Below are 21,471 nucleotides of genomic sequence, written 5' to 3'. Positions count from 1 at the left end.
TCGTATAATTATTTAGCGGATCTTCATGTTCTCCGGATCCCAGTCTATCAGTTTTTTCTGGAAATAACTTTCATTCGCAGCCAGGGCCGGCCCTGCGGCACGGAGGCCGAAGGAAGCGTCTTCTATCACGGGTTTGCCGGTGCGGATGGACTCGAAGAAATTCGCGAAATGGTCCAGGCGGTCGTCGTAACCTGCCGGCGCTTTGTAGGCGGATTCTTCTGCTTTCACCTGGGCGCGGTCCGCCTCGCTGTATTTGGCGTTATAGTCTTTGATAAAGGCTTCCTGCTGGGCTTTGGTGAAGGTGTTGAAAGTATCCCATCCGCCATAGCCCGGGGCTTTCGGCAGCTTGTGGCGTTTGATCTTAAAATCATTCCAGCCCAGTTCCATCACACCTTCTGTGCCTATCAGGCGGGTGAATTCTGAGCCGCCGCCGCCGTCCGCGAAGTTCACGCGCAGCTGCATCTGGAAAGCAGGATGTTCTTTTGTTTCAGGATACTCGAAGATGGCTACCATCACGTCCGGCACGTCGCGGCCGTCGTTCCACTGCACCAGGTTGCCGGTGCTGTAAATGCGGCTGGGGCCTTTGGAACCGATCATGAAATGCAGGCCGGTAATGAGATGCACAAAAAGGTCGCCGGGAACGCCGGTACCGTAGGCCTGGTAATTCCTCCAGCGGAAGAAACGCACGGGATCGAAGGGCATCTTCGCGGTGTCTTTCAGGAATGCGTCCCAGTCTATTGTTTTTGGAGAGGCATCGGTGGGGATAGAATATTGCCATGCGCCCAGCGCACTATGGCGGTCTATCTTGGCTTCCACGAGGTTCAGCCGGCCGATGTCGCCCGCGAGGTAACGTTTCCTTGCTTCCGCGAGGGCCACGCTGCTCACGCGCTGGCTGCCCACCTGGAATACCTTTTTGGTCCTCTGCTGGGCGGCGATCACCTGGTGGCCTTCCGCTATCTGCTGCACCATCGGTTTTTCGCAATACACGTGCTTACCTTTTTCCATAGAGGCAATGGAGATCGTGTCGTGCCAGTGGTCCGGGGTGGCGATCACCACCGCGTCTATATCTTTTCTTTCCAGTATCTCCCGGTAATCGCGGGTGGTAAATACCTGGCTGCCATAAACGGATTTCGCTTTTTCGAGGTGGCCTTCGTACAGGTCGGCCACGGCTACGAGCTCTACGCCCGGAACTTTCAAAGCGGTGTTCACATCGCCGAAGCCCATGATGCCCATGCCGATGCCGGCGATGCGGATCTTGTCGTTCGGGCTGATGCGTTTTTCGGGTTGCAGGATAATGGCCGGGTCTGCTGCCAGGCCGCTGAGGGGCGCTGCTCCCAGCAATGCTGCGGTGCTGCCCAGTTGCTTAATGAATTTGCGACGGGAATTTGTAGACATAAGCCCAAGATAATAAAGCAGGGTCGAAAATGCAACGGGGTTTGTATGAGCGGGGGAAGATGGCTGCCAAACCCTTGCTGCGCTTGTTTTAGCAGCGCGGGGACTGATATGAAAGGTAAAATGCAGACGAAACACTTACACGGCGCCGGCGTGCATCAGAACCAGCATAAAACAACAAAGCCGGCCAAACGGCCGGCTGTTGCTTACGTATCGTCTTGTAGTACAAATTATGCCTTGGAAGTGAACCCTGCGCCGATGAACTCGCGGTTGAGGCGGGCGATGTTGGAGATGGAGATGCCTTTGGGGCATTCCGCTTCGCAGGCGCCGGTGTTGGTGCAGCTGCCGAAGCCTTCCTTGTCCATCTGCGCCACCATGTCTTCAGCGCGTTGTTTGTGCTCGGGCAGGCCCTGCGGCAGCAACGACAGCTGCGACACTTTCGCGGAAGTGAACAACATCGCGGAAGAGTTCTTACAGGCGGCTACGCAGGCGCCGCAACCAATACAGGCAGCAGCGGCAAACGCGGCGTCTGCATCTGTTTTATCGATGGGTATAGCGTTTGCGTCTACGGCATTACCGGTGTTCACGGAAATAAAACCGCCGGCCTGGATGATGCGGTCAAAAGCGCTGCGGTCTACCGCGAGGTCTTTGATCACCGGGAAAGCCTTGGCCCTCCAGGGTTCCACCACGATGGTATCGCCATCGTTGTAAGCGCGCATGTGCAGCTGGCAGGTGGTTGTTTCGTGCCAGGGGCCATGTGCGCGGCCGTTTATATACATGGAGCAAGCGCCACAGATGCCTTCGCGGCAATCGTGGTCAAATGCAATCGGGTCTTTGCCTTCGTTGATCAAACGCTCATTCAGTACGTCGAACAGCTCCAGGAAAGACATATCCTTGGAAACATCCGAAACCTGGTAGGTTTCGAAACGTCCTTTATCCTGGGGGTTCTGTTGGCGCCAAACTTTTAATGTGAGCTTCATAATTTTAGATTTATATGTCCCTTATCAACTTATTTGTAGCTACGCTGCGTAGGATGAACGATTTCGAACGTAAGCGGTTCCTTGTGCAATTCGGAACTGCTCGGGCCTTTGTATTCCCAGGCCGCTACGTAAGAGAACTCTTCGTCTATACGTTGCGCTTCACCGTCCTTATCCTGTGACTCTTCACGGAAATGGCCGCCGCAGGATTCCCTCCTGTTCAGCGCGTCTTTGCACATCAGCTCGCCCAGCTCCAGGAAGTCCGCCACACGGCCGGCTTTCTCCAGCTCGGGGTTGAACTCGTTCTGCTGGCCGGGGATGCGCACGTCCCTCCAGAATTCTTCCCTTAAAGCCTGTATCTCCGCGATCGCTTCCCGGAGGCCTTTTTCATTCCGGGCCATGCCGCACTTATCCCACATGATCTTGCCGAGGGCTTTGTGGAAGTGGTCTACGGAATGTTTGCCTTTGATGTTCATCAGCCTGTCCAGCTGGTCCTGCACGGCTTTTTCCGCCGCTACGAAAGCAGGATCGTCGAGGGGAACAGCTTTGGTGTGTATCTCGTCTGCCAGGTAGTTACCGATGGTGTAGGGAATTACAAAGTAACCGTCTGCCAGGCCCTGCATCAGCGCGGAAGCGCCGAGGCGGTTGGCGCCGTGGTCGGAGAAGTTGGCCTCACCGAGGGCGTACAGGCCAGGCACGGTGGTCATCAGCTCGTAATCCACCCACAGGCCGCCCATGGTGTAGTGCACCGCGGGGTAAATGCGCATCGGGGTTTCATACGGGTTTTCGCCGGTGATCTTGGCGTACATGTCGAAGAGGTTGCCGTATTTTTCTTTTACGACTTCTTTACCCATGGCAATGATCTCTTCCTGGCTGGCATGGTCCTGCCCTTTTTTGCTGGCCTCGATCTTACCGTAACGCATGATCGCGTCCGCATAATCGAGGTATACGGCCATTTTGGAAGCGCCTACGCCATAGCCGGCGTCGCATCTTTCTTTGGCCGCGCGGGAAGCCACGTCGCGGGGAACGAGGTTACCGAAGGCGGGGTACCTTCTTTCGAGGTAATAATCCCTTTCTTCTTCGGGTATATCGGTAGCCTTGCGGTTATCGTCTTTCTTTTTGGGTACCCAGATGCGGCCGTCGTTACGGAGCGATTCGGACATGAGCGTGAGCTTGCTCTGGTGGTCGCCGGAAACGGGGATGCAGGTGGGGTGGATCTGCGTAAAGCAGGGGTTACCGAAGTAAGCGCCCTGTTTGTGGGCTTTCCAGGCTGCCGTTACATTAGATCCCATGGCGTTGGTGGAGAGGAAGAACACGTTGCCGTAGCCGCCGCTGCAGATGAGCACGGCGTGGCCGAAATGCCTTTCCAGCTTTCCGCTAACGAGGTCGCGGGCAATAATGCCGCGCGCTTTGCCGTCGATCTTCACGATGTCGAGCATTTCGTGGCGGTTGTACATCTTAACGTTGCCGAGGGAAACCTGGCGCTGGAGGGCTGAATAGGCGCCCAGCAGCAACTGCTGGCCGGTTTGGCCGGCGGCGTAGAAAGTACGCTGTACCTGCGTACCGCCGAATGAGCGGTTGCTCAGCAGGCCGCCGTATTCACGGGCAAAGGGAACACCCTGTGCCACGCACTGGTCGATGATGGCGCCGCTCACTTCGGCAAGACGGTAAACGTTGCCTTCACGCGCGCGGTAGTCGCCCCCTTTAACGGTATCGTAGAAGAGACGGAACACGGAGTCGCCGTCGTTCTGGTAGTTCTTTGCAGCGTTGATGCCGCCCTGCGCAGCAATGGAGTGCGCTCGGCGGGCGCTATCCTGAAAGCAAAACGCTTTCACTTTATAGCCCAGTTCGCCGAGTGAAGCGGCTGCGGAGGCGCCGGCCAGGCCGGTCCCTATCACGATCACTTCCAGCTTCCGCTTGTTGGCCGGGTTCACCAGCTTTACGGTGCTTTTATATTTGCTCCACTTTTGTTCGATGGGGCCGGCAGGAATCTTTGCGTTCAACATATATCCTTGCTTTATCAGATTTGTTTAATGTAAATAACAACCGGTATCACAGCAAAACCAACAGGAATGATGATCCCGAAGAACCATACCCCGATAAAGCTGATCAGCCCGTTGTACTTTGGATGGTTGAGGCCGAAGGTCTGGCAGGCGCTCTTGAAGCCATGGATCAGGTGGAACGAAAGCGCTACCATCCCGAGCACGTAAAGCGCTACGATCCAGAGTTCCTTGAATGCAAACCATACCACTTCATAGAGGTTGCCTACTTCGGTAACAGCGCCGTAGCTAACCTTGCCGATCTCACCGTAGTGCATGGCCCACCAGAACTGGGAGAGGTGAATAACGATAAAAATGAAGAGAACGCTGCCCATGATGGCCATCTGCCGGCTGAACCAGGAGGATGTTTTGTTGCCGGGATGCACCGCGTATTTGACAGGACGGGCTGCCCTGTTCCGGAAAGTGAGCTGGAGAGCGATTACCAGGTGGATAAGGATCACGATTTTTAACCCCCAGGCGATGAACTGGATCAGACCGTTATGCCCCATGAAGGCGGCATACGTGTTAAAAGCCTCTCCCCCGTCCTCTTTCAGTAATGCAAGGTTACCGGCCAGGTGCACGATCACGAATGAGCACAGGAACAGACCGGTAGCGCCTACCAGCAATTTTTTACCAATGGAGGTATTAAAGAATTGCGACCATTTCATAAGATACGTTCTAAGCTTCCTTTAGTATGAATAAATAAGAATAAGTGAAATGTCGGGCAAATTTATAACATGAAAAATTAAAACCAAATGATATTTATCACGAAAAAGGCCTATTCCAGGCGCCGCATCATCCAGTTATCCACGAGATTAAACAAGTGCTGGGGGAGAAAAGTTCTCCATTTAGGCTCATCGAGGAGGTTTACGTAGTGCTCCAGGCGGGAGCGTTCAAATTCCTGCCGCGTTTGTACAGGGAGGTTCAGCAGCACGATCCAGCCGCCCTCATCACGGATGTCTTCCCACCATTCCTCGTAATAACAATCGTCTGAGGAATAGTAGTTCAGCACGTTCTCGCCGATGAGGATGAATTTATAAATGCCCTGGCCGATCAGCACGTCGATGATGTCCCTTTTCAGGGTCATGATGTTATTTTCCACGGCATCGTTCCACTCGCCTATTAGTTCAATGATCGCGTAATTGAACTGGTAATCGGCGAAAAGGATCTTCATATAAAGATTGGGAGCGCCAAAGTCATCCCACTGGGGATGAATGTAGTAGTTATAAACCGTATTGGAGAATTCAAACTCGCTATATTCACGTCCATAGAACGGCGACAGCTCATCTTCTTCAGCTGTGTACAGGTGCCGCCAGTTATAGAATGGTTCTATCTCATGCATGACGGCAATTTAATAATTTTTTACTTCCGGCTTTCCACCGCTTTCTTCACGCTGCCAAATTCCAGCAGCAGTTCCCTGGCGGCGCTGTAGTCCGTCAGCTGCAGCTGTTCCATCACCATTTTCACGCCCCTGTCCACCAGCTTGTCGTTGCTCAGCTGCATGTTCACCATTTTATTGTCTTCCACCCTTCCCAGCTGGATCATCACGGTGGTGGAGATCATATTCAGCACGAGCTTCTGCGCAGTGCCGCTTTTCATGCGGGTGCTGCCGGTTACGAATTCGGGGCCTACCACAACTTCCACGGGAAAGTCCGCATGCTCCGAAACGGGCGAGCCGGGGTTACAGCTGATGCTGCCGGTGGTGATGCCGTTGGCCCTGCAGGCCTGCAACGCGCCGATCACGTAGGGCGTGGTGCCGCTGGCGGCAATGCCCACCACTACGTCCTTATCGCTGATGTTCCACTGCTGGAGGTCGCGCCAGCCCTGCTCGCGGTCGTCTTCCGCGTTTTCAACGGCGCGGCGGATGGCGGAGTCGCCGCCGGCAATAAGGCCTACCACGAGGCCCTGGGGCACGCCGTAAGTAGGCGGGCACTCGGAAGCGTCCAGTATGCCAAGGCGGCCGCTGGTGCCAGCGCCCATGTAGAACAGGCGGCCGCCTGCCAGCATTTTATCGGCAATGGCTGCCGTGAGTTTCGTGATCTGGGGGATGACCTTTTCTACGGCGTCGGGAACGGTCTTGTCTTCTTTATTGATGTTGGTCAGCACTTCCTGCACGGTCATCTGCTCGAGGTGACGGTAATGGCTTGCTTGTTCGGTTACTTTGGTAAATGCCATATCGGAGATTTATTCAATTGTCTTCATGAAAAACAGTAAGCCCGTCCATCGGGTTGCGGAGTATCCTGCCCAGCTGCAGCTCATATAGCTGGCAAAGCTCTTCAATGATATCCCTGAAATGCCATGCCACGCTGCCGGTAAAGTGGAGGGCAACGGTCCAGCTTTCGCTGTATTTATAAATATGGTTGAAAAAGAATTCGTTCAGCCCGTCTTCCAGGATATTCTCGATCATATAATGCCCGCGGTTCTCCGCCAGGAAAGGCGTGAAGGAAGCGAGGTAACGGTTGGGCAGGGGCTGGCGGTATACGTTGTCCAGTATCTGGTCCTTTTCGACGTTGAACTTCTGGTCGAAGCGGAAACGCATTTCATCGTCGAAGGTCTGGTAGAGATAATACTGCAGCACTTTCCTGCCGAGGTACGCCCCGCTGCCTTCGTCTCCCAGAATGAAACCCAGGCCGGGATTGTTCTTCACGATCTCGTTCCCGTCATAATAACAGGAATTGGAACCGGTGCCCAGGATGCTGGCGATGCCGGGCTCGCGGCCGCAAAGCGCGCGGGCGGCGGCCATCAAGTCCGTATTCACCGATATTTTAGTCCCGGGCCATATGGCGTGCAGGGCCTTGTGCACCAGTTTTACATTCTGCTCCGCAGAACAGCCGGTACCGTAATAGTACAGTTCATCCGGCGCCCGGTCTCCCAGCTGTGGCAGCAGTTCCTCTCTTATCAGCTCTTCCATCTGAACGCTGGTCTGAAAATAGGGGCTGATGCCCTGCGTGTTGTAAGTGCTGCGCAACTTACCGTCCATCAGGCACCATTCCGTTTTTGTGGACCCGCTATCCGCCACCAGCTTAACTTTCGAAGCCATATCCAATCGTTTATGAAATTAAAGTTTAGATGTAGATGTTTTGCTTATGAATATGTTATTTTTGTTCACAAGTTAAGCAAAAGGGTCATTCCCGTCAACGTTTTAAATATTCATATGTCGGATAACAGGAAGTTAAAAGTGTTTCTGCCGTTGTTATTTGCCCTGGTCCTGGCGCTGGGCATGTACCTCGGGCATAAGATGCCCCAAACCCGCAACAGCGATTCCCGTGCCTTTTTCAGGAATAACAAAGGTACCATCCAGGAAGTAATGGACCTGCTGAAGTATAATTATGTGGACACGCTGGATGTTGCCACCGCGCAGGAAGAAGCCATAGAAGGCCTCCTCTCCCACCTGGACCCGCATTCCGTGTATATTCCCCCCGCCGATGTGCAGGAAGTGAATGAAGACCTGGACGGCAATTTTGAAGGCATCGGCGTGGAGTTCAACATCATCCGCGATACCGTGAACATTGTGAACGTGATAGCCGGCGGGCCTTCAGACGCTGCCGGCCTGCTTACGGGCGATAAGATACTCCGTGTGAACGATTCCATCGTGGTAACGGGAAAAGAAATCTCCAACGAAAAGATCCGCAAGCTGCTGCGCGGCCCGCGCAACTCCACCGTAAAGGCCACCATGCTGCGTGCCGGCAAGGAGATCGGCGTTACCATCAAACGCGGGCTGATACCGCTGAACAGCGTGGACGCCGCCTACATGGCCGCTCCCGGTGTCGGCTATATCAAGATCAGCAAGTTTGCCGCCACCACCTATACCGAGTTCATGGAAGCTACCCGCAAGCTGCAAAAGCTGGGCATGCAAAAGCTCATCATCGACCTCCGCCAGAACGGCGGCGGCCTGCTGGATGCGGCCACCCGCCTGGCAGACGAGCTGCTGGACGGTAATAAACTCATCGTATACACGCAGGGGAAAAATTCTCCCCGCCAGGATTATAACTGCACCCGCCCCGGCGTATTCGAAAAAGGGCCGCTCGCCATCCTCGTGGATGAAGGCTCCGCTTCCGCCAGCGAAGTGCTGGCCGGCGCCGTGCAGGACTGGGACCGTGGCGAGATCATCGGGCGGCGCAGCTTCGGCAAAGGCCTCGTGCAGGAACCCTTCGACCTCAACAACGGCGGCACCCTGCGCCTTACCATTGCGCGGTATTACCTGCCCAGCGGCCGCAGCATCCAGAAAAGCTATGAGAACGGCCGCGCAGCCTACGAAGAAGATATCGCCAACCGTTACAGCCATGGCGAATTCCTGAACCAGGACAGCATCCGCCCGGTAGACAGCTCCCTGAAATTCAAAACGCCCGCAGGCAAAGTGGTGTACGGCGGCGGCGGCATCATGCCCGACGTGTTCATTCCTTTCGACACCACCCGTTATTCGCAATTGCTAACGGAGCTGTATACCCGGAACGTCTTCGGCAGCTTCATTTATGAATATTATACGGCCAATGCGGGATCGTTCAAACAATACAAAAGCGCCGAGGACTTTAACACCAAGTTCAACGTGGACAATGCGCTCATCAATTCCTTCCGCAGCTTCGCCGGCAACCAGCAGGTGAAAACGGACAAGCTGAGCCCTGGCGACCTCCAGGAGATCACCCTGCGGCTGAAAGCCCTGCTGGCAAGGCAATTGTGGAGAAGCGAAGGGTATTATATGGTGATCAATCACGGCGATAAAGTGATCGACCGTGCGGTGGGCACATTGGCGGACCAGAAATAAATTACCAGGAATAATTTGAACAAGGAACCTCCCGTTATTGCGGGAGGTTTTTTATTTCAGGCCGGTCTTCCAGCGGGTAAAACCAGGCAGCAGCCATAGCGGTAGCGAGGTACACCAGTACAATGAACATCCTTCCCCAGCCAAACTCTTCGAAGATACCGGAAGGGTCTATCAGCGGAAAAACCAGGAAAGTGAGCACCACGCTCAATCCCACGGCTTTCACCATCGCAAGTCTTTTGGTTTTCAGGCTGGTGTTCTTTCTGAAAGCCCGGTACCCCATCCAGGCGAAAAGCAGGAGGCCGGGCAGGCCGTACAATACGGATACCAGCAGGGCCAGGATGTACACGAAACTGAAATTCCAGGATGCGTAAATGGATTGTTCGTTCAGCTGCAAAAGGATGAGGATGGTCAGCGGAGGCAGGCTTAAGCTGGTCAGCCATACCAGGATGATGTAGAGGGTCAGTTTGGACGAGAACATAGGTATACGGTTATAAGGATATTCGGTAGCCCAAATATACATATTCTCATAATCCTAAATATGACATCAACGGGTGATCAGCGTTTGCGGATGCGGGCACGGTCTTCTTCGTAGTCGCGTTTCATATCGCGCAGTTCCTGCTCCAATTCCCTGCGGGCCACGCGTTTATCTTTATCGCTGGGGTAAGTTTTGTCTTCAAATTCTTTCGTGCGCTGGAGGCGGTTCTTTTCGTAATCGGCTTTCAGGTCGGTCAGCGCTTCATCCAGCTGGATATCGGCCTGCACATCGTCCAGCTTTTTGCGGAGCCCCTCCATTTTCCGCTCCATGGCGGCTGCGCTGGTAGGGTCTTTGATGACGGCCTTCACCGTCTCCATCATTTCCATGATCACGGTACGGAGCTGTGTGCGGTTGGCGGCGGAAATTTCAGTGCCTTCAAAAGAAAGCTGGTCCGGGTTGAACTGGGAAAAAGCTTGCAGGATGCTGTCGCGCGCGGAAGCGGGAAGCTGGGCAAGCCCATGCAGGTCTGTGCCGGGGAAACGGAAAACGTAGTCATTCCCAGTAGGTTGGGAAAAGGTATAAAGATGTGCCCCGGCAAGGAGGAGCAGGGTAACCAGGAATTTTTTCATCAGACGGTCCGGTTTTGCTGAGCCCTTAAAACAATTGCTGTGCCAAAGGCGGTTATGAATTCCTGAAAAAACGCGTGCAGGATGTTAAAATTGCGGTCTATGCAGGACAATAAAAAGCGAAAGCGCCGGGGCAATAAAAAAATCCCCCCGGTAATGCCGGAGGGACCATATGGTTATCGCAAACCCTGAATTAGTGTTTGTGAGCGCTGTCTGCAGCAGGAGCTACGGTAGAATCAGCAGAAACTACGGTAGAATCAGCAACTGTAGAGTCAGCTGCCGGAGGAGCTGCTTGCAGGGTGGTAGAATCAACGGTGGTAGTGGTAGAGTCTGTAGTGGCAGTAGAGCTGCTGTTGCAAGCAACGAACAGGCCGGTAGCGATAGCTAATACGAATAATTTTTTCATGTTGATTTTGTTTTTAAATCGGCGCAAAGTTATTCAAAATTCCCGTAGTACAAAATATATTTTTATTTAATAACAGGAATTTACTTCTTCCGGAAGAAGATCCGCAGCGGAACGCCCTGGAAATTAAAGTTTTCGCGGAGTTTGTTCTCCAGGTAGTTCCTGTAAGGCGTTTTGATATCGTCCGGCAGGTTGGCGAAGAAAGCAAATGACGGCGTTTGCGTGGGTAATTGCGTCACATATTTGATCTTGATGGCCGTTCCCCTCACCACCGGGGGATGGTATGCCTCTATCGCCTTCAGCATGATGTCGTTCAGCTTGGAGGTCTGCACTTTGCGCTGGCGGTTTTCATACACTTCCAGGGCAGTCTCTATCGCTTTGAATATCCTTTGTTTCTCGGTAACGGACGCGAAAATGATGGGAACATCTGTAAACGGCGCCAGGCGCTGCTTCAGCACTTTCTCGTAGTCGCGGGCGGTATTGGTTTCCTTCTCCACCAGGTCCCACTTGTTCACCATGATCACGATGCCCTTGCCTTTGCGGGCGGCCAGGCTGAAAATGCTGAGATCCTGCGCTGCGATACCTTTTTCGGCATCCAGCAGCAGCAGGCATACATCCGCTTCGTCCAGCGCTTTGATGGCGCGGATCACGGAGTAGAACTCCAGGTCCTCATGCACTTTCGATTTGCGGCGGATGCCGGCGGTATCTATCAGTACAAAGTCTTTCTGGAAAAGCTTATAACGGGTATGAATAGTATCGCGGGTGGTACCGGCGATGTCGGACACGATATTGCGCTCCTCGCCTACCAGCGCGTTCAGCAGGCTGGATTTGCCTACGTTAGGCTGGCCGATGATAGCGATCTTGGGAATGCCTTCGTCTCCGGGCGCAGCCTGCTCGTCTTCCGGGATGAGGGCGGCCACTTCGTCCAGCAGTTCGCCTGTGCCGCTGCCGGTCATGGAAGAAAGGAAGAATATACGTTCGAAGCCCATGCTGTAGAATTCTGCGGCCTCCAGCTGGCGTTCGTGGTTGTCCACTTTATTGACGGCAAGGAATACGGGTTTGGCGGAGCGGCGCAGCAGGTCGGCCACATCGGCATCCAGGTCTGTAATGCCGGTAGTCACATCCACCATGAAGACCAGCACGTTCGCCTCTTCCATAGCTATTTTCACCTGTTTGCGTATCTCCCGTTCAAACACGTCTTCGCTCCGGGAAACAAATCCCCCGGTATCAATTACGTTGAAGGTTTTGCCGTTCCAGTCGGCCAAACCGTACTGCCGGTCGCGGGTTACGCCGCTTACATCGTCCACAATGGCCTTCCGCTGCTCCAGCAAGCGGTTGAACAGTGTAGATTTTCCCACGTTGGGGCGTCCCACAATTGCTACTGTAAAACCAGGCATATTGATCTTGTTTTTAAAAATGTCTTATTAAACCAATCCGTACTCACGCAGGTAAGTATCGTTGTCGCGCCATTTGCCGCGAACTTTCACATGCAGCTCCAGGAACACTTTGCGGTCCAGGAACTTTTCAATATCCACTCTTGCCTGCGAGCCGATCTCGCGGATGCTTTTTCCTTTTTCCCCGAGAATAATGCCTTTCTGCGTTTCCCGCGTCACGATGATCTCCGCGGAGATCTTGGTGAGGGTGTTCTTTTCCTGGAACTGGGTAACCAGCACGGCTGTATGATAAGGTATCTCTTCGTCGAACAGGTGGAAGATCTTTTCACGGATCAGCTCGGCCACGAAGAAGCGGGTGGAGCGGTCTGTGAGGGTATCTTCCGGGTAAAACGGCTCGCTTTCCGGCAACAGCTGCAGGATGGCGGTTTTCAGGTCTCCAAGCCCCTTCTTTTGGATGGCGGAGATGAACACGATGGCTTTGGCTTTGCCCCATTTTTCCAGCCGTTCGCGGAGCGATTCCAGCGCGGCCGTTTCCAGCGTGTCCATTTTGTTGACCACGAGAATGCTGGTGGCTTTGAGCTTAAGCGAATCGAACAGCGCCAGGGTGTCTTCAGTATCGTCTTTTGCATCCATGAGCAGCAGGGCAACGTCTGCATCTTCCAGGGCCGATTTCACGGCGCCCATCATCTTCTCATGCATTTTATATTTCGGGTCAATAATACCCGGGGTATCCGAAAACACGATCTGGTAGCCGGGTTCGGTAACGATGCCGGTGATGCGGTGGCGGGTGGTTTGCACCTTGGGCGACACAATAGCCAGTTTCTCGCCCAGCAAAGCGTTGAGCAAAGTACTTTTTCCGGCGTTTGGTTTACCGAAGATGTTCACAAATCCTGCACGGTGCATATGAGATCGTTTAGTTCGCGTTCGGGTGCAAAGGTACTACAAATTAAAAAAGCCGTTAAAGCCTGCCAAAACAGCGTTTGTGCGTACCTGATTTCCCTAAATAAAAAATCCCGCTCCTTGAGCGGGACCTTTAATTTTTTGTAGCGAGGAGAGGATTCGAACCTCTGACCTTCGGGTTATGAGCCCGACGAGCTACCTCTGCTCTACCTCGCAATGTGGGTGCAAAGGTAAGAGAATTTTCAAAGCCACCAAATATTTTTCGCTCGGAAAAGAAAAAAAAATTTGCTTATGCATTGAAAACCAGGTACCACGGCGGGTTACAGCTGTTTCGATTTTTCGGCGTTCCGCGGAAATGCTGGTGGATTGCATGGCTGTCCGGCAGGAGATTTTTTGTTTTTTTAACCGTTAAATCGCCTGTTGGCTCACCGTTTTTTGCGCTTGCGGTACGCTCCTCTCTCCCGCTTCTCTAAAACGGCAGATCGTCCATCGGTTGTTCCGGATCGGTGGTCTCTTTTCCTTCCCCTGTTTTTTCACCGGAACGCGGACTGCCGCCCAGCAGCTGAACGTTCGTGACACGGACCTTCAGCGATACGGCGGGCTGCCCCTTCTTGTCCGTATACATTTCCATGTAAGGCGTGCCCTCCACATACACATAAGTTCCCTGGAGAAGATAAGGGCCAATGGAGTTCGGCGCCCATAATGCGCAGTTCGCCCAGATAGTGCGTTCCTTCACTTCGCCGGCGGCAGTTTTAAAACGCTCATTGTGCGCTACACTAAAGTTCAGCACATTTTTCCCGTTGACGGTGTTCATCACAGCATCCTGTCCCAGATGCCCGATTAACGAAAGCTTGATCATCTGAATGATGGTTAAAGGTTAACAATAAATAAAAATCGCAGTGCAGGGGAATTTAAGCAGGATGTATGACGGTTAACATTCTGAAGATAAGAAAAAAACTGATCCGGAAAAATAATTCCGTCAAATTCCTTCCATGTGTCTAACTTTGCACCAGAAACCGGATCGCAGTCTTTTTTCCAGATCCCTTTTCACCTCGGGGTGCCTTACTATCAGGCTGAGATCACACCCGTTGAACCTGGACCGGGTAATGCTGGTTAGGAAAGGTAAGCGATGTTTCCTTACCTGTTATTTTACGATAGTTGACGGCGGATGCTCTGCATGCGCCGTGACCGGGCATGAACATTAACGTGTGTATAAACAGGATGAAAATGAAAACAATGATCCTGCTTGCGCTGCTCGCCCTTACCGGCTTTGCGCAGGCTCAAACCAGGGTTTCGGGCACGGTAACGGACCGGAACACCGGCAAACCGCTCGAAGGCGCCACCGTAGCCATATTGAACGGTCCCAGCACTTTTACCAACGCCAAAGGCCAATACCGCATCACTATCCCGTCGCAAACTGCGCCCATATTGCAGGCCAGTTTCCTGGGCTTCAGCCCGCTGCGCGATACGCTGCAACCCGGCGCTGCCACTGCCGACTTCTCCCTCCTCGAAACCGGTCTCTTCGTAAAAGCCGTTGAAATAGCCAGCCTCCGCGCCGGCAGGAACGCTCCCTTCACCAAAAGCGACCTCAACAGGGAAGATATCGCCAAACAGAACCTCGGCCAGGACCTGCCGCTGCTGCTGAACCAGCTGCCCTCCGTGGTGACCAGCTCCGATGCAGGCGCAGGCGTGGGCTACACCGGCCTCCGCGTCCGCGGCAGCGATATCACCCGCATCAACGTAACGGTAAACGGCATTCCTATCAACGACGCGGAATCGCAGGGCACCTTTTTCGTGAACATGCCCGACTTCGCATCGTCCGTGAACAGCATACAGCTGCAGCGCGGCGTAGGTACCTCCACCAACGGCGCCGGCGCTTTCGGGGCTACGCTCAACCTTTCCACCAACGATTACAATGAAAAGGCATACGGCGAAGTGAACGCAGGCTACGGCTCGTTCGACACCTGGAAGACCACGGTGAAAGCGGGTTCCGGCCTTATCAACAACCACTTCACCTTCGACGCAAGATTGTCCAAGATATCTTCCAACGGGTATGTGGACAGGGCTTCTTCCGACCTGAAATCCTTCTATACTTCCGCCGCTTATATTTCCAAAAAAACAGCGGTGCGCCTCAACGTTTTCTCCGGTAAAGAAAAAACTTACCAGGCATGGAACGGCATCTCCCAGGGCGACCTGGACACCAACCGCACTTACAATCCCAGCGGCGCCATTGCAGCAAAACCCGGCCAGTTCTACGACAACGAAACGGACAACTATCAGCAGGACCACTACCAGCTGTTCTTCAACCAGGCCCTCCGCTCCGATATGAACTTCAACGTAGCCCTCCATTACACCCGCGGCCGCGGTTATTACGAGAACTACCGCAACGGTGAAAGTTATGCCGACTTCGGCGTGGAACCGCCCGTCGTGAACGGCATACCCGTCACCACCACCGACCTGGTGCGCCAGCTGTGGCTGGACAATCATTTTTACGGCGGCATCTTTTCTTTCCGCCAGGAGCTGAACCGCTTCAACTGGAGCGCAGGCGGCGGCTGGAACCGTTATGACGGCAAGCATTACGGAAAAGTGATCTGGGCGCAGAACGGCGGCTTCGATAAAGACCACCGCTGGTACGACCTGGATGCGCATAAATCGGATTTCAATATCTACTGGAAAGGCGAAATGGCCATTACCGAAAAGCTCCGCGCGTTCGCAGACCTGCAGTACCGGCACGTGAATTACGAGCTGAACGGCTTCCGCAACAACCCGGGTATCCGGAGAAATGAAGAATACAATTTCTTCAATCCCAAAGCAGGCCTCACTTTCCAGCTGAACGACCAGCAGCATGTATACGCTTCTTTCGCTATCGGCAACAAGGAACCGAACCGCGACGACTTCGAAGTAAGCGCTACCGAAACGCCGGAGCACGAAACCCTGCGGAACCTCGAAGCCGGCTACGTGCTGCATGCACAGAACGCAGGCCTCCAGGCCAACGTGTATTACATGAACTACAAGAACCAGCTGGTGCTCACCGGCAGGATCAACGACGTGGGCGCATACGCCAGGACCAATATTCCTGAAAGCTACCGCCTGGGACTGGAGCTGGAAGGGTATTACAACCTTTGCCCGCAGCTTACCCTGGCGGGCAACGCAGCATTGAGCAGGAACCGCATCCCCGACTTCTCCGAATTCGTGGACGACTGGGACAACGGCGGGCAGAAAACCGTGTCTTACAAAGACCGCGACATCTCTTTCTCCCCCGAGCTGATCTTCGGCTACACCGTTACCGCGCGCCCCGTGAAAGGCCTCAGCATCGACTGGCTGGGCAAATACGTAGGCCGCCAGTACCTGGACAATACTTCCGACCTCGCGCGCAGCCTTAAGTCATACCTCGTGAACGACCTGCGGTTCAATTACACCGTTCCGCAAACTTTCTTCAGGGAACTGGCGCTGCAACTGATGCTGAACAATATCTTCGATGTGAAATATGTGCCCAACGGCTTCACCTACGCCTACATCGAAGAGGGCGTACAGAAGGCGCAGAACGGGTATTTGCCGATGGCAAGGTTTAATTTTATGACAGGGGTGAGGATCGGTTTCTAGTTTTTCACGAGATAAAACGACATAGACCGACGGTATTTCCATTCAAAAATAAAAAGAGGCCGACAAAAAGTTTTCGCTTTCTGTCGGCCTCTTTATTTACGTTCTTTATTACTTCACCAATGCCTCTATCGCCGCATGCACCTGCCCGAAAGGAAACCCTTTCAAAACAGCGTCCATCTGCGCTTTAACGGCTTCATTCTCCAGGTTACCGATGCTGCCTTCATGGGTATGATGAATGTCCGTATCGGGCTTAAAGCCGCCTTTTTCGATATCCATGCCCACCTGCTTGTACGCTTCACGGAAAGGCGTGCCTTCCAGCACCAGGCGGTTCACTACTTCAACGCTGAAGAGGTATTGATATTTATCGTCTTTGAGGATATCTTCTTTGATGCGGATGTTTTCCAGCATGAGCTTGCTCATCTGCAAACAATTACGCAGCGTGGTGAACGCGGGGAACAGGTTCTCTTTCAACAGCTGCAAGTCGCGGTGGTAGCCTGAAGGCAGGTTTACCGTCATCATGGCTATTTCGTTCGGCAACGCCTGTAATTTATTGCAGTGGGAACGGATCAGCTCCCATACGTCAGGGTTCTTTTTATGCGGCATGATGCTGGAGCCGGTCGTCAGTTCATCAGGGAAGCTGATGAAACCGAAGTTCTGGTTCATGAACAAACAGGCGTCCATCGCCATTTTGGAAAGCGTGGCGGCAATGCCTGCAAGGGCAAAGGCTACGAGCTTTTCCGTTTTGCCGCGGCCCATCTGGGCGTATACCACGTTGTAGTTGAGCGCTTCGAAGCCCAGCAGCCTGGTGGTCATGGTGCGGTTCAGCGGGAAGCTGGAACCGTATCCTGCGGCCGATCCGAGGGGATTTTTATTTACCACTTTATAAGCGCCCTGTAGCATGGTGAGGTCGTCTACCAGGCTTTCGGCATATGCGCCGAACCACAGCCCGAAAGATGATGGCATGGCTATCTGCAGGTGCGTATAGCCGGGCATGAGATATTTTTTATACGCTTCGCTCTGCGCTTGCAGCAGGTCGAACAGTGATTTTGTTTCGTGAACGATGGTTTCCAGCTCGTGGCGCAGGAACAGCTTGAGGTCCACCAGCACCTGGTCGTTCCGGGAGCGGCCGCTGTGGATCTTCTTGCCGGAGTCTCCCACCCTTCTCGTCAGCAAAAGTTCCACCTGCGAATGGATGTCTTCCACGCCGTCTTCCAGCACAAAGTTCCCCGCGGCGATCTCGGCATAGATCTGCTTCAGTTCTTTCTGCAGCACGCTGAGGTCGTCTTTGGAAAGCAAACCGATGGATTCAAGCATGGCGATATGCGCGAGGGAGCCCTGCACATCGAAGGGTGCGAGGTATGCGTCCATTTCGCGGTCGCGGCCAACGGTGAACTGTTCTACCGCCGCCAGTGCTGTTTTATCCTTTTGCCAAAGTTTCATACTGCTTCTGTTTAAACTCAAAAATCATATTTCCCAAAGACCCTTTCTTTGATCTCCGGCCATTCTTCTTTCAGCATTCCAAAAAACACGCTGTTGCGCAGGTGCCCGGTCCAGGTGATCATGTGGTGGCGTAAAATGCCTTCCTGCTTACAACCTATGCCCAGCATGGCATTGCGCGATTTGTCGTTGCGTTCGTCGGTTTTCAGTTCCACCCGGTTCATGCCCCATACTTCAAAAGCGTATTGCAGCATGGCGAACTTCATGGCGCGGTTGAGGCCGGAACGCTGGAAGCCAGGATGTATCCAGGTGTACCCGATCTCGGTCCTTTTATGCTGCAGTGCGATGCCGCAATATCTTGTGCTGCCGGCCACTTTGCCGGTCGCTTTGTCTATGATCACATAAGGAATGGAAAGGCCCTGGTCGCGTTCGGAAAAAGCGATCTGCATATACCGTTCCAGCTCTTCGCGGTTACGGATGCAGGTGAGGCCTACTTCCCAGAGGGAAGGCTCCAGCGCTACCTCCAGCAGCGCATCCGCATCGGAGGGCTGCAGGGGCCGCAGCAATACGCGTTTGTTTTCCAGTACCGGCTGTTCCATATCCTGCTAATTTACGCCATTCACGACGGATAGCAGCCGGATATATGTGTCAATACCCTGGCGGATCTCGTCGAGGTAAATGAACTCGTCTGCCGTATGGCTCCTTGCTGAATCGCCGGGACCTATTTTCACGGAAGTGGCGGGTATTAAGGCCTGGTCAGAAGTGGTGGGCGAGCCGTAAAGCTGTTTGCCCAGGCCAATACCAGCCTGCACCAGCGCATGTTCCTTCGGGATGAAGGAAGGCCTCATCCGCATGCTGCGCGGCGTTACGTCGCATTTCACATTTGCGCGGATGATCTCCAGCATTTCTTCCAGCGAATATTGATCGGTAGCCCTGACGTCCACCACGAAAGAACATTCCGCGGGCACTACGTTATGGGCTTTATTGGAGGTCTGTATCACGGTCACGCTCATTTTCACCGGCCCCAGCGTGTCAGACACTTTGGGGAAGCGGTAAGTGCGGAACCAGCTGATGTCGTCCATGGCGTTGTAAAGCGCATTTTCGCCTTCGTCGCGCGCGGCGTGGCCGGCTTTGCCATGCGCCACGCAATCCAGCACCATCAAGCCTTTTTCGGCCACGGCCAGGTCGGTTTTGGTAGGCTCTCCCACGATCGCAAAATCGACCGGCGGCAGCTTGTCCAGGATACTTTCAATACCATTTATCCCGCTGATCTCCTCTTCCGCGGATGCTGCAAAAATGATATTGTAAGGCAGGTTTTCCGCATCATAAAAATGCAGGAAGGTGGCGATAAGGCTCACCAGGCAACCGCCCGCATCGTTGCTGCCAAGACCGAAAAGCCGGCCGTCTTCAACAACAGGCGCAAAAGGGTCGCGGGTGTATTGCGGGTTGGGTTTTACGGTATCGTGATGGGAATTGAGCAGGATGCTCGGTTTACCGGGATTAAAGTGCCGGTTCAGCGCCCAAACATTGTTCAGGTGGCGTTCGGGCCTTACGCCCTGCTCTTCCAGGAAACGCACCAGTATAGCGGCGGTAGCGTCTTCTTCCCTGCTGAAGGACGGCGTGGCGATCAATTCTTTCAACAGCCTCACTGCATCCTCGTAACGTTGTTGGTTCCACATAGTTAGCAAATTAAGGTACCCGCTACCGAACCGGTCGTGTTCCTTTTCAGGTCACCGGCATGGCCGATGAGCACTTCTTTGACACCGCTTTCGATAGCAGCAAATGCGTTGTCCAGCTTCGGCAGGATGCCGTCTGACAATACGCCTTCAGCCAGCAGCTGCTGGTAAATTTCACGGTTGATCAGGTTGATAACGGAATCGTCGTCTTCCGCGTTCCGCAGCACGCCTTTTTTCTCGAAACAATATACCAGCCGCACCGTGTAATGCGCGGAAAGCGCCACTGCAAGCGAAGATGCAATGGTGTCCGCATTGGTGTTGAGTATCTGCCCTTTCCCGTCGTGCGTGAGCGGGGAGAACACCGGGGTAAAGCCGGCATCCAGTAACAGTTTCACCGGCGCCGTCTGCACGGCGCCGGTGGGAATATCTCCTACAAAACCGTAGTCTGTTTCTTTCACAGGGCGCTTCACTGCGGGAATGATGTCGGCATCGGCCCCGGTAAGCCCGATGGCGTTGCAGCCGTTGGCCTGCAGCTTCGCCACCACCTGTTTGTTCACCAGCCCGCCATACACCATCGTCACCACGTCTATGGTCTCCGCATCGGTGATGCGGCGGCCGTTCACGTAATTGGCTTTGATCCCCAGCTTGTCGCCAATGCGGGTGGCAATCTTGCCGCCGCCATGGATCAGCACTTTCAATGCGGGCAGGGCCGCAAAGTCTGCAAGGAAGCTGTCGAGGAATGCGGGATTGTCTATCACATTACCGCCCACCTTGATGATGTATACCGTTCCGGGAGATGACATTACCTGTTCTTTAAAATTTCACTTAATACAGCCTGCGCCGCCCACACACGGTTGCCGGCTTCAGGGATCACGATGGAATTGGGCCCGTCGAGCACTTCGTCTGCTATCACCACGTTCCTCCGCACAGGCAGGCAATGCATCACCTGCGCGTTGTTCGTGTTCTTCAGCGTGTCGTTGGTCACCATCCAGCCCTGGTCCGTGCAGGTGATCTTGCCGTAGTCTTTGTAGCTGGACCAGTTCTTCACATACACAAAATCGGCTCCTTCCAGCGCTTCGTGCTGGTTGTGGATCACGGGCGCATTGCCGGCGAACTTCGGGTCCAGCTCATATCCTTCGGGATGCGTGATCACAAAATCCACTTCATCCCAGGCGTTCATCCACTGGGCGAAAGAGTTGGGAACGGCCTGCGGGAGTGCTTTTACATGCGGCGCCCAGGTCATTACCACTTTCGGCTTGCGCGGCTGGTTCCAGCGCTCTTTGATGGTGATCACATCGGTTAGGCTCTGCAAAGGGTGCAGGGTGGCACTTTCGAGGCTCACCACCGGCTTGCCGGCGTATTTGATGAACTGGTTGATATATTTTTCCGTGTAGTCTTCCTCTTTATTCTTCAGGCCGGGAAAGGTGCGGATAGACAGGATGTCGAAGTACTGGCCCATTACGGCAGCAGCTTCTTTCACATGCTCGGTGGTGTTCCCGTTCATCACAACGCCGTCGTTCATTTCGAGGGCCCATCCTTCCTTGTCGATATTGAACACCACTACTTCCATGCCCAGGTTCCTGGCGGCCACCTGCGTGCTCAGGCGCGTGCGCAAACTCGGGTTCAGGAATATCATTCCCAGAGTTTTGTTCTCACCCAGCCCTTTATCTTTAAAAGGGTTCTTTTTGTAATCCAGTGCTGTAGCCGCTATTTGCGGCACACCGGGCACGTCGTCCACGGAAATAAATTGTTTCATCGTTGTTTTACATTTGGTTCCCCAAGGGGAG

The 21,471-nt window shown here is 53.8% G+C and carries 20 protein-coding genes, 1 tRNA gene and 1 riboswitch; of the genes, 2 read left to right on the top strand and 19 right to left on the bottom strand.

The window, feature by feature from the left end:
* Window positions 1-12: 12 nt before the first annotated feature.
* The 7 genes from ACTJIK_RS09000 to ACTJIK_RS08970 form a co-directional block, all read right to left on the bottom strand.
* A complete protein-coding gene (locus tag ACTJIK_RS09000; protein ID WP_440646028.1) occupies window positions 13-1,395 on the bottom strand; it encodes a Gfo/Idh/MocA family protein in 1,383 nt (460 codons plus the stop codon).
* A 227-nt stretch (window positions 1,396-1,622) separates the two neighbouring features.
* Window positions 1,623-2,372, bottom strand: a complete 750-nt coding sequence (locus ACTJIK_RS08995; protein WP_440646027.1) for a succinate dehydrogenase/fumarate reductase iron-sulfur subunit — start codon at window positions 2,370-2,372, stop codon at window positions 1,623-1,625.
* Window positions 2,373-2,401: 29 nt separating this feature from the next.
* Complete coding sequence (locus ACTJIK_RS08990; protein ID WP_440646026.1) at window positions 2,402-4,375, bottom strand: fumarate reductase/succinate dehydrogenase flavoprotein subunit; 1,974 nt, start codon at window positions 4,373-4,375, stop codon at window positions 2,402-2,404.
* Between the two features lie 14 nt (window positions 4,376-4,389).
* Window positions 4,390-5,076: a succinate dehydrogenase cytochrome b subunit gene (locus tag ACTJIK_RS08985; protein WP_440646025.1), complete on the bottom strand. Its 687-nt coding sequence runs from the start codon at window positions 5,074-5,076 to the stop codon at window positions 4,390-4,392.
* 110 nt (window positions 5,077-5,186) lie between these two features.
* Window positions 5,187-5,750 (bottom strand): hypothetical protein, encoded by a 564-nt coding sequence (locus ACTJIK_RS08980; RefSeq protein ID WP_440646024.1) that lies wholly within the window; start codon window positions 5,748-5,750, stop codon window positions 5,187-5,189.
* A gap of 20 nt (window positions 5,751-5,770) precedes the next feature.
* Window positions 5,771-6,583, bottom strand: a complete 813-nt coding sequence (murQ, locus tag ACTJIK_RS08975) for an N-acetylmuramic acid 6-phosphate etherase (protein WP_440646023.1) — start codon at window positions 6,581-6,583, stop codon at window positions 5,771-5,773.
* Window positions 6,584-6,596: 13 nt separating this feature from the next.
* Window positions 6,597-7,448 (bottom strand): N-acetylglucosamine kinase, encoded by an 852-nt coding sequence (locus ACTJIK_RS08970; protein ID WP_440646022.1) that lies wholly within the window; start codon window positions 7,446-7,448, stop codon window positions 6,597-6,599.
* A gap of 114 nt (window positions 7,449-7,562) precedes the next feature.
* On the opposite strand from ACTJIK_RS08970, the gene ACTJIK_RS08965 reads away from it, so the two are divergent.
* Window positions 7,563-9,170, top strand: coding sequence for a S41 family peptidase (locus tag ACTJIK_RS08965; protein WP_440646021.1), 1,608 nt, complete (start codon window positions 7,563-7,565; stop codon window positions 9,168-9,170).
* A gap of 34 nt (window positions 9,171-9,204) precedes the next feature.
* On the opposite strand, the gene ACTJIK_RS08960 is transcribed toward ACTJIK_RS08965, so the two are convergent.
* The 7 genes from ACTJIK_RS08960 to ACTJIK_RS08930 all read right to left on the bottom strand — a co-directional run bounded on the left by ACTJIK_RS08960 (window position 9,205) and on the right by ACTJIK_RS08930 (window position 13,827).
* Window positions 9,205-9,648: a hypothetical protein gene (locus ACTJIK_RS08960; protein WP_440646020.1), complete on the bottom strand. Its 444-nt coding sequence runs from the start codon at window positions 9,646-9,648 to the stop codon at window positions 9,205-9,207.
* A gap of 77 nt (window positions 9,649-9,725) precedes the next feature.
* Complete coding sequence (locus ACTJIK_RS08955) at window positions 9,726-10,274, bottom strand: hypothetical protein (RefSeq protein ID WP_440646019.1); 549 nt, start codon at window positions 10,272-10,274, stop codon at window positions 9,726-9,728.
* Between the two features lie 190 nt (window positions 10,275-10,464).
* Window positions 10,465-10,677, bottom strand: coding sequence for a hypothetical protein (locus tag ACTJIK_RS08950; protein WP_440646018.1), 213 nt, complete (start codon window positions 10,675-10,677; stop codon window positions 10,465-10,467).
* A gap of 80 nt (window positions 10,678-10,757) precedes the next feature.
* A complete protein-coding gene (gene der / locus ACTJIK_RS08945) occupies window positions 10,758-12,071 on the bottom strand; it encodes a ribosome biogenesis GTPase Der (protein ID WP_440646017.1) in 1,314 nt (437 codons plus the stop codon).
* A 27-nt stretch (window positions 12,072-12,098) separates the two neighbouring features.
* Window positions 12,099-12,971 carry a GTPase Era gene (gene era / locus ACTJIK_RS08940; RefSeq protein ID WP_440646016.1) on the bottom strand — a complete coding sequence of 291 codons (873 nt, stop codon included), beginning with the start codon at window positions 12,969-12,971 and terminating at the stop codon, window positions 12,099-12,101.
* 141 nt (window positions 12,972-13,112) lie between these two features.
* Window positions 13,113-13,184: transfer RNA gene (locus tag ACTJIK_RS08935), tRNA-Met, on the bottom strand.
* A gap of 253 nt (window positions 13,185-13,437) precedes the next feature.
* The gene (locus ACTJIK_RS08930) at window positions 13,438-13,827 is read right to left on the bottom strand and encodes a single-stranded DNA-binding protein (RefSeq protein WP_440646015.1); all 390 of its coding nucleotides are present in this window, start codon (window positions 13,825-13,827) and stop codon (window positions 13,438-13,440) included.
* A gap of 184 nt (window positions 13,828-14,011) precedes the next feature.
* Window positions 14,012-14,105, top strand: a riboswitch (TPP riboswitch).
* A 90-nt stretch (window positions 14,106-14,195) separates the two neighbouring features.
* Between ACTJIK_RS08930 and ACTJIK_RS08925 the strand changes: the two genes are divergently transcribed.
* Window positions 14,196-16,571, top strand: coding sequence for a TonB-dependent receptor (locus tag ACTJIK_RS08925; RefSeq protein ID WP_440646014.1), 2,376 nt, complete (start codon window positions 14,196-14,198; stop codon window positions 16,569-16,571).
* A gap of 108 nt (window positions 16,572-16,679) precedes the next feature.
* Here the strand turns inward: ACTJIK_RS08925 and argH are convergent, their stop codons facing one another.
* The 5 genes from argH to ACTJIK_RS08900 are packed head-to-tail and all read right to left on the bottom strand — an operon-like array spanning window position 16,680 to window position 21,440.
* A complete protein-coding gene (gene argH, locus ACTJIK_RS08920; protein WP_440646013.1) occupies window positions 16,680-18,011 on the bottom strand; it encodes an argininosuccinate lyase in 1,332 nt (443 codons plus the stop codon).
* A gap of 17 nt (window positions 18,012-18,028) precedes the next feature.
* Window positions 18,029-18,607 carry a GNAT family N-acetyltransferase gene (locus ACTJIK_RS08915; protein ID WP_440646012.1) on the bottom strand — a complete coding sequence of 193 codons (579 nt, stop codon included), beginning with the start codon at window positions 18,605-18,607 and terminating at the stop codon, window positions 18,029-18,031.
* A gap of 6 nt (window positions 18,608-18,613) precedes the next feature.
* Window positions 18,614-19,687, bottom strand: coding sequence for a M20 family metallo-hydrolase (locus ACTJIK_RS08910; protein ID WP_440646011.1), 1,074 nt, complete (start codon window positions 19,685-19,687; stop codon window positions 18,614-18,616).
* A 2-nt stretch (window positions 19,688-19,689) separates the two neighbouring features.
* Window positions 19,690-20,487: an acetylglutamate kinase gene (gene argB, locus ACTJIK_RS08905; protein WP_440646010.1), complete on the bottom strand. Its 798-nt coding sequence runs from the start codon at window positions 20,485-20,487 to the stop codon at window positions 19,690-19,692.
* On the bottom strand, window positions 20,487-21,440 hold the full coding sequence (locus tag ACTJIK_RS08900; RefSeq protein ID WP_440646009.1) for an acetylornithine carbamoyltransferase: 954 nt from the start codon (window positions 21,438-21,440) through the stop codon (window positions 20,487-20,489). The genes argB and ACTJIK_RS08900 overlap by 1 nt, the downstream gene beginning before the upstream one ends.
* Between the last annotated feature and the right edge of the window lie 31 nt (window positions 21,441-21,471).

It is taken from the genome of Chitinophaga sp. 22620, assembly GCF_052044405.1.
In the GTDB taxonomy this organism is placed as follows: Bacteria; Bacteroidota; Bacteroidia; order Chitinophagales; family Chitinophagaceae; genus Chitinophaga.
The sequence above is the reverse complement of the archived record's forward strand: the minus strand, read 5'-3'. Positions and strand labels throughout refer to the sequence as shown.

Coding starts and splice junctions, on each gene's coding strand:
- ACTJIK_RS08950 (WP_440646018.1), bottom strand. CDS start 10,677: ATGAAAAAATTATTCGTATTAGCTATCGCTACCGGCCTGTTCGTTGCT.
- ACTJIK_RS08985 (WP_440646025.1), bottom strand. CDS start 5,076: ATGAAATGGTCGCAATTCTTTAATACCTCCATTGGTAAAAAATTGCTG.
- argH (WP_440646013.1), bottom strand. CDS start 18,011: ATGAAACTTTGGCAAAAGGATAAAACAGCACTGGCGGCGGTAGAACAG.
- ACTJIK_RS08955 (WP_440646019.1), bottom strand. CDS start 10,274: ATGAAAAAATTCCTGGTTACCCTGCTCCTCCTTGCCGGGGCACATCTT.
- der (WP_440646017.1), bottom strand. CDS start 12,071: ATGCCTGGTTTTACAGTAGCAATTGTGGGACGCCCCAACGTGGGAAAA.
- argB (WP_440646010.1), bottom strand. CDS start 20,487: ATGTCATCTCCCGGAACGGTATACATCATCAAGGTGGGCGGTAATGTG.
- era (WP_440646016.1), bottom strand. CDS start 12,971: ATGCACCGTGCAGGATTTGTGAACATCTTCGGTAAACCAAACGCCGGA.
- ACTJIK_RS08915 (WP_440646012.1), bottom strand. CDS start 18,607: ATGGAACAGCCGGTACTGGAAAACAAACGCGTATTGCTGCGGCCCCTG.
- ACTJIK_RS08930 (WP_440646015.1), bottom strand. CDS start 13,827: ATGATCAAGCTTTCGTTAATCGGGCATCTGGGACAGGATGCTGTGATG.
- ACTJIK_RS08995 (WP_440646027.1), bottom strand. CDS start 2,372: ATGAAGCTCACATTAAAAGTTTGGCGCCAACAGAACCCCCAGGATAAA.
- ACTJIK_RS08960 (WP_440646020.1), bottom strand. CDS start 9,648: ATGTTCTCGTCCAAACTGACCCTCTACATCATCCTGGTATGGCTGACC.
- ACTJIK_RS08925 (WP_440646014.1), top strand. CDS start 14,196: ATGAAAACAATGATCCTGCTTGCGCTGCTCGCCCTTACCGGCTTTGCG.
- murQ (WP_440646023.1), bottom strand. CDS start 6,583: ATGGCATTTACCAAAGTAACCGAACAAGCAAGCCATTACCGTCACCTC.
- ACTJIK_RS08965 (WP_440646021.1), top strand. CDS start 7,563: ATGTCGGATAACAGGAAGTTAAAAGTGTTTCTGCCGTTGTTATTTGCC.
- ACTJIK_RS08970 (WP_440646022.1), bottom strand. CDS start 7,448: ATGGCTTCGAAAGTTAAGCTGGTGGCGGATAGCGGGTCCACAAAAACG.
- ACTJIK_RS08990 (WP_440646026.1), bottom strand. CDS start 4,375: ATGTTGAACGCAAAGATTCCTGCCGGCCCCATCGAACAAAAGTGGAGC.
- ACTJIK_RS08910 (WP_440646011.1), bottom strand. CDS start 19,687: ATGTGGAACCAACAACGTTACGAGGATGCAGTGAGGCTGTTGAAAGAA.
- ACTJIK_RS08900 (WP_440646009.1), bottom strand. CDS start 21,440: ATGAAACAATTTATTTCCGTGGACGACGTGCCCGGTGTGCCGCAAATA.
- ACTJIK_RS09000 (WP_440646028.1), bottom strand. CDS start 1,395: ATGTCTACAAATTCCCGTCGCAAATTCATTAAGCAACTGGGCAGCACC.
- ACTJIK_RS08980 (WP_440646024.1), bottom strand. CDS start 5,750: ATGCATGAGATAGAACCATTCTATAACTGGCGGCACCTGTACACAGCT.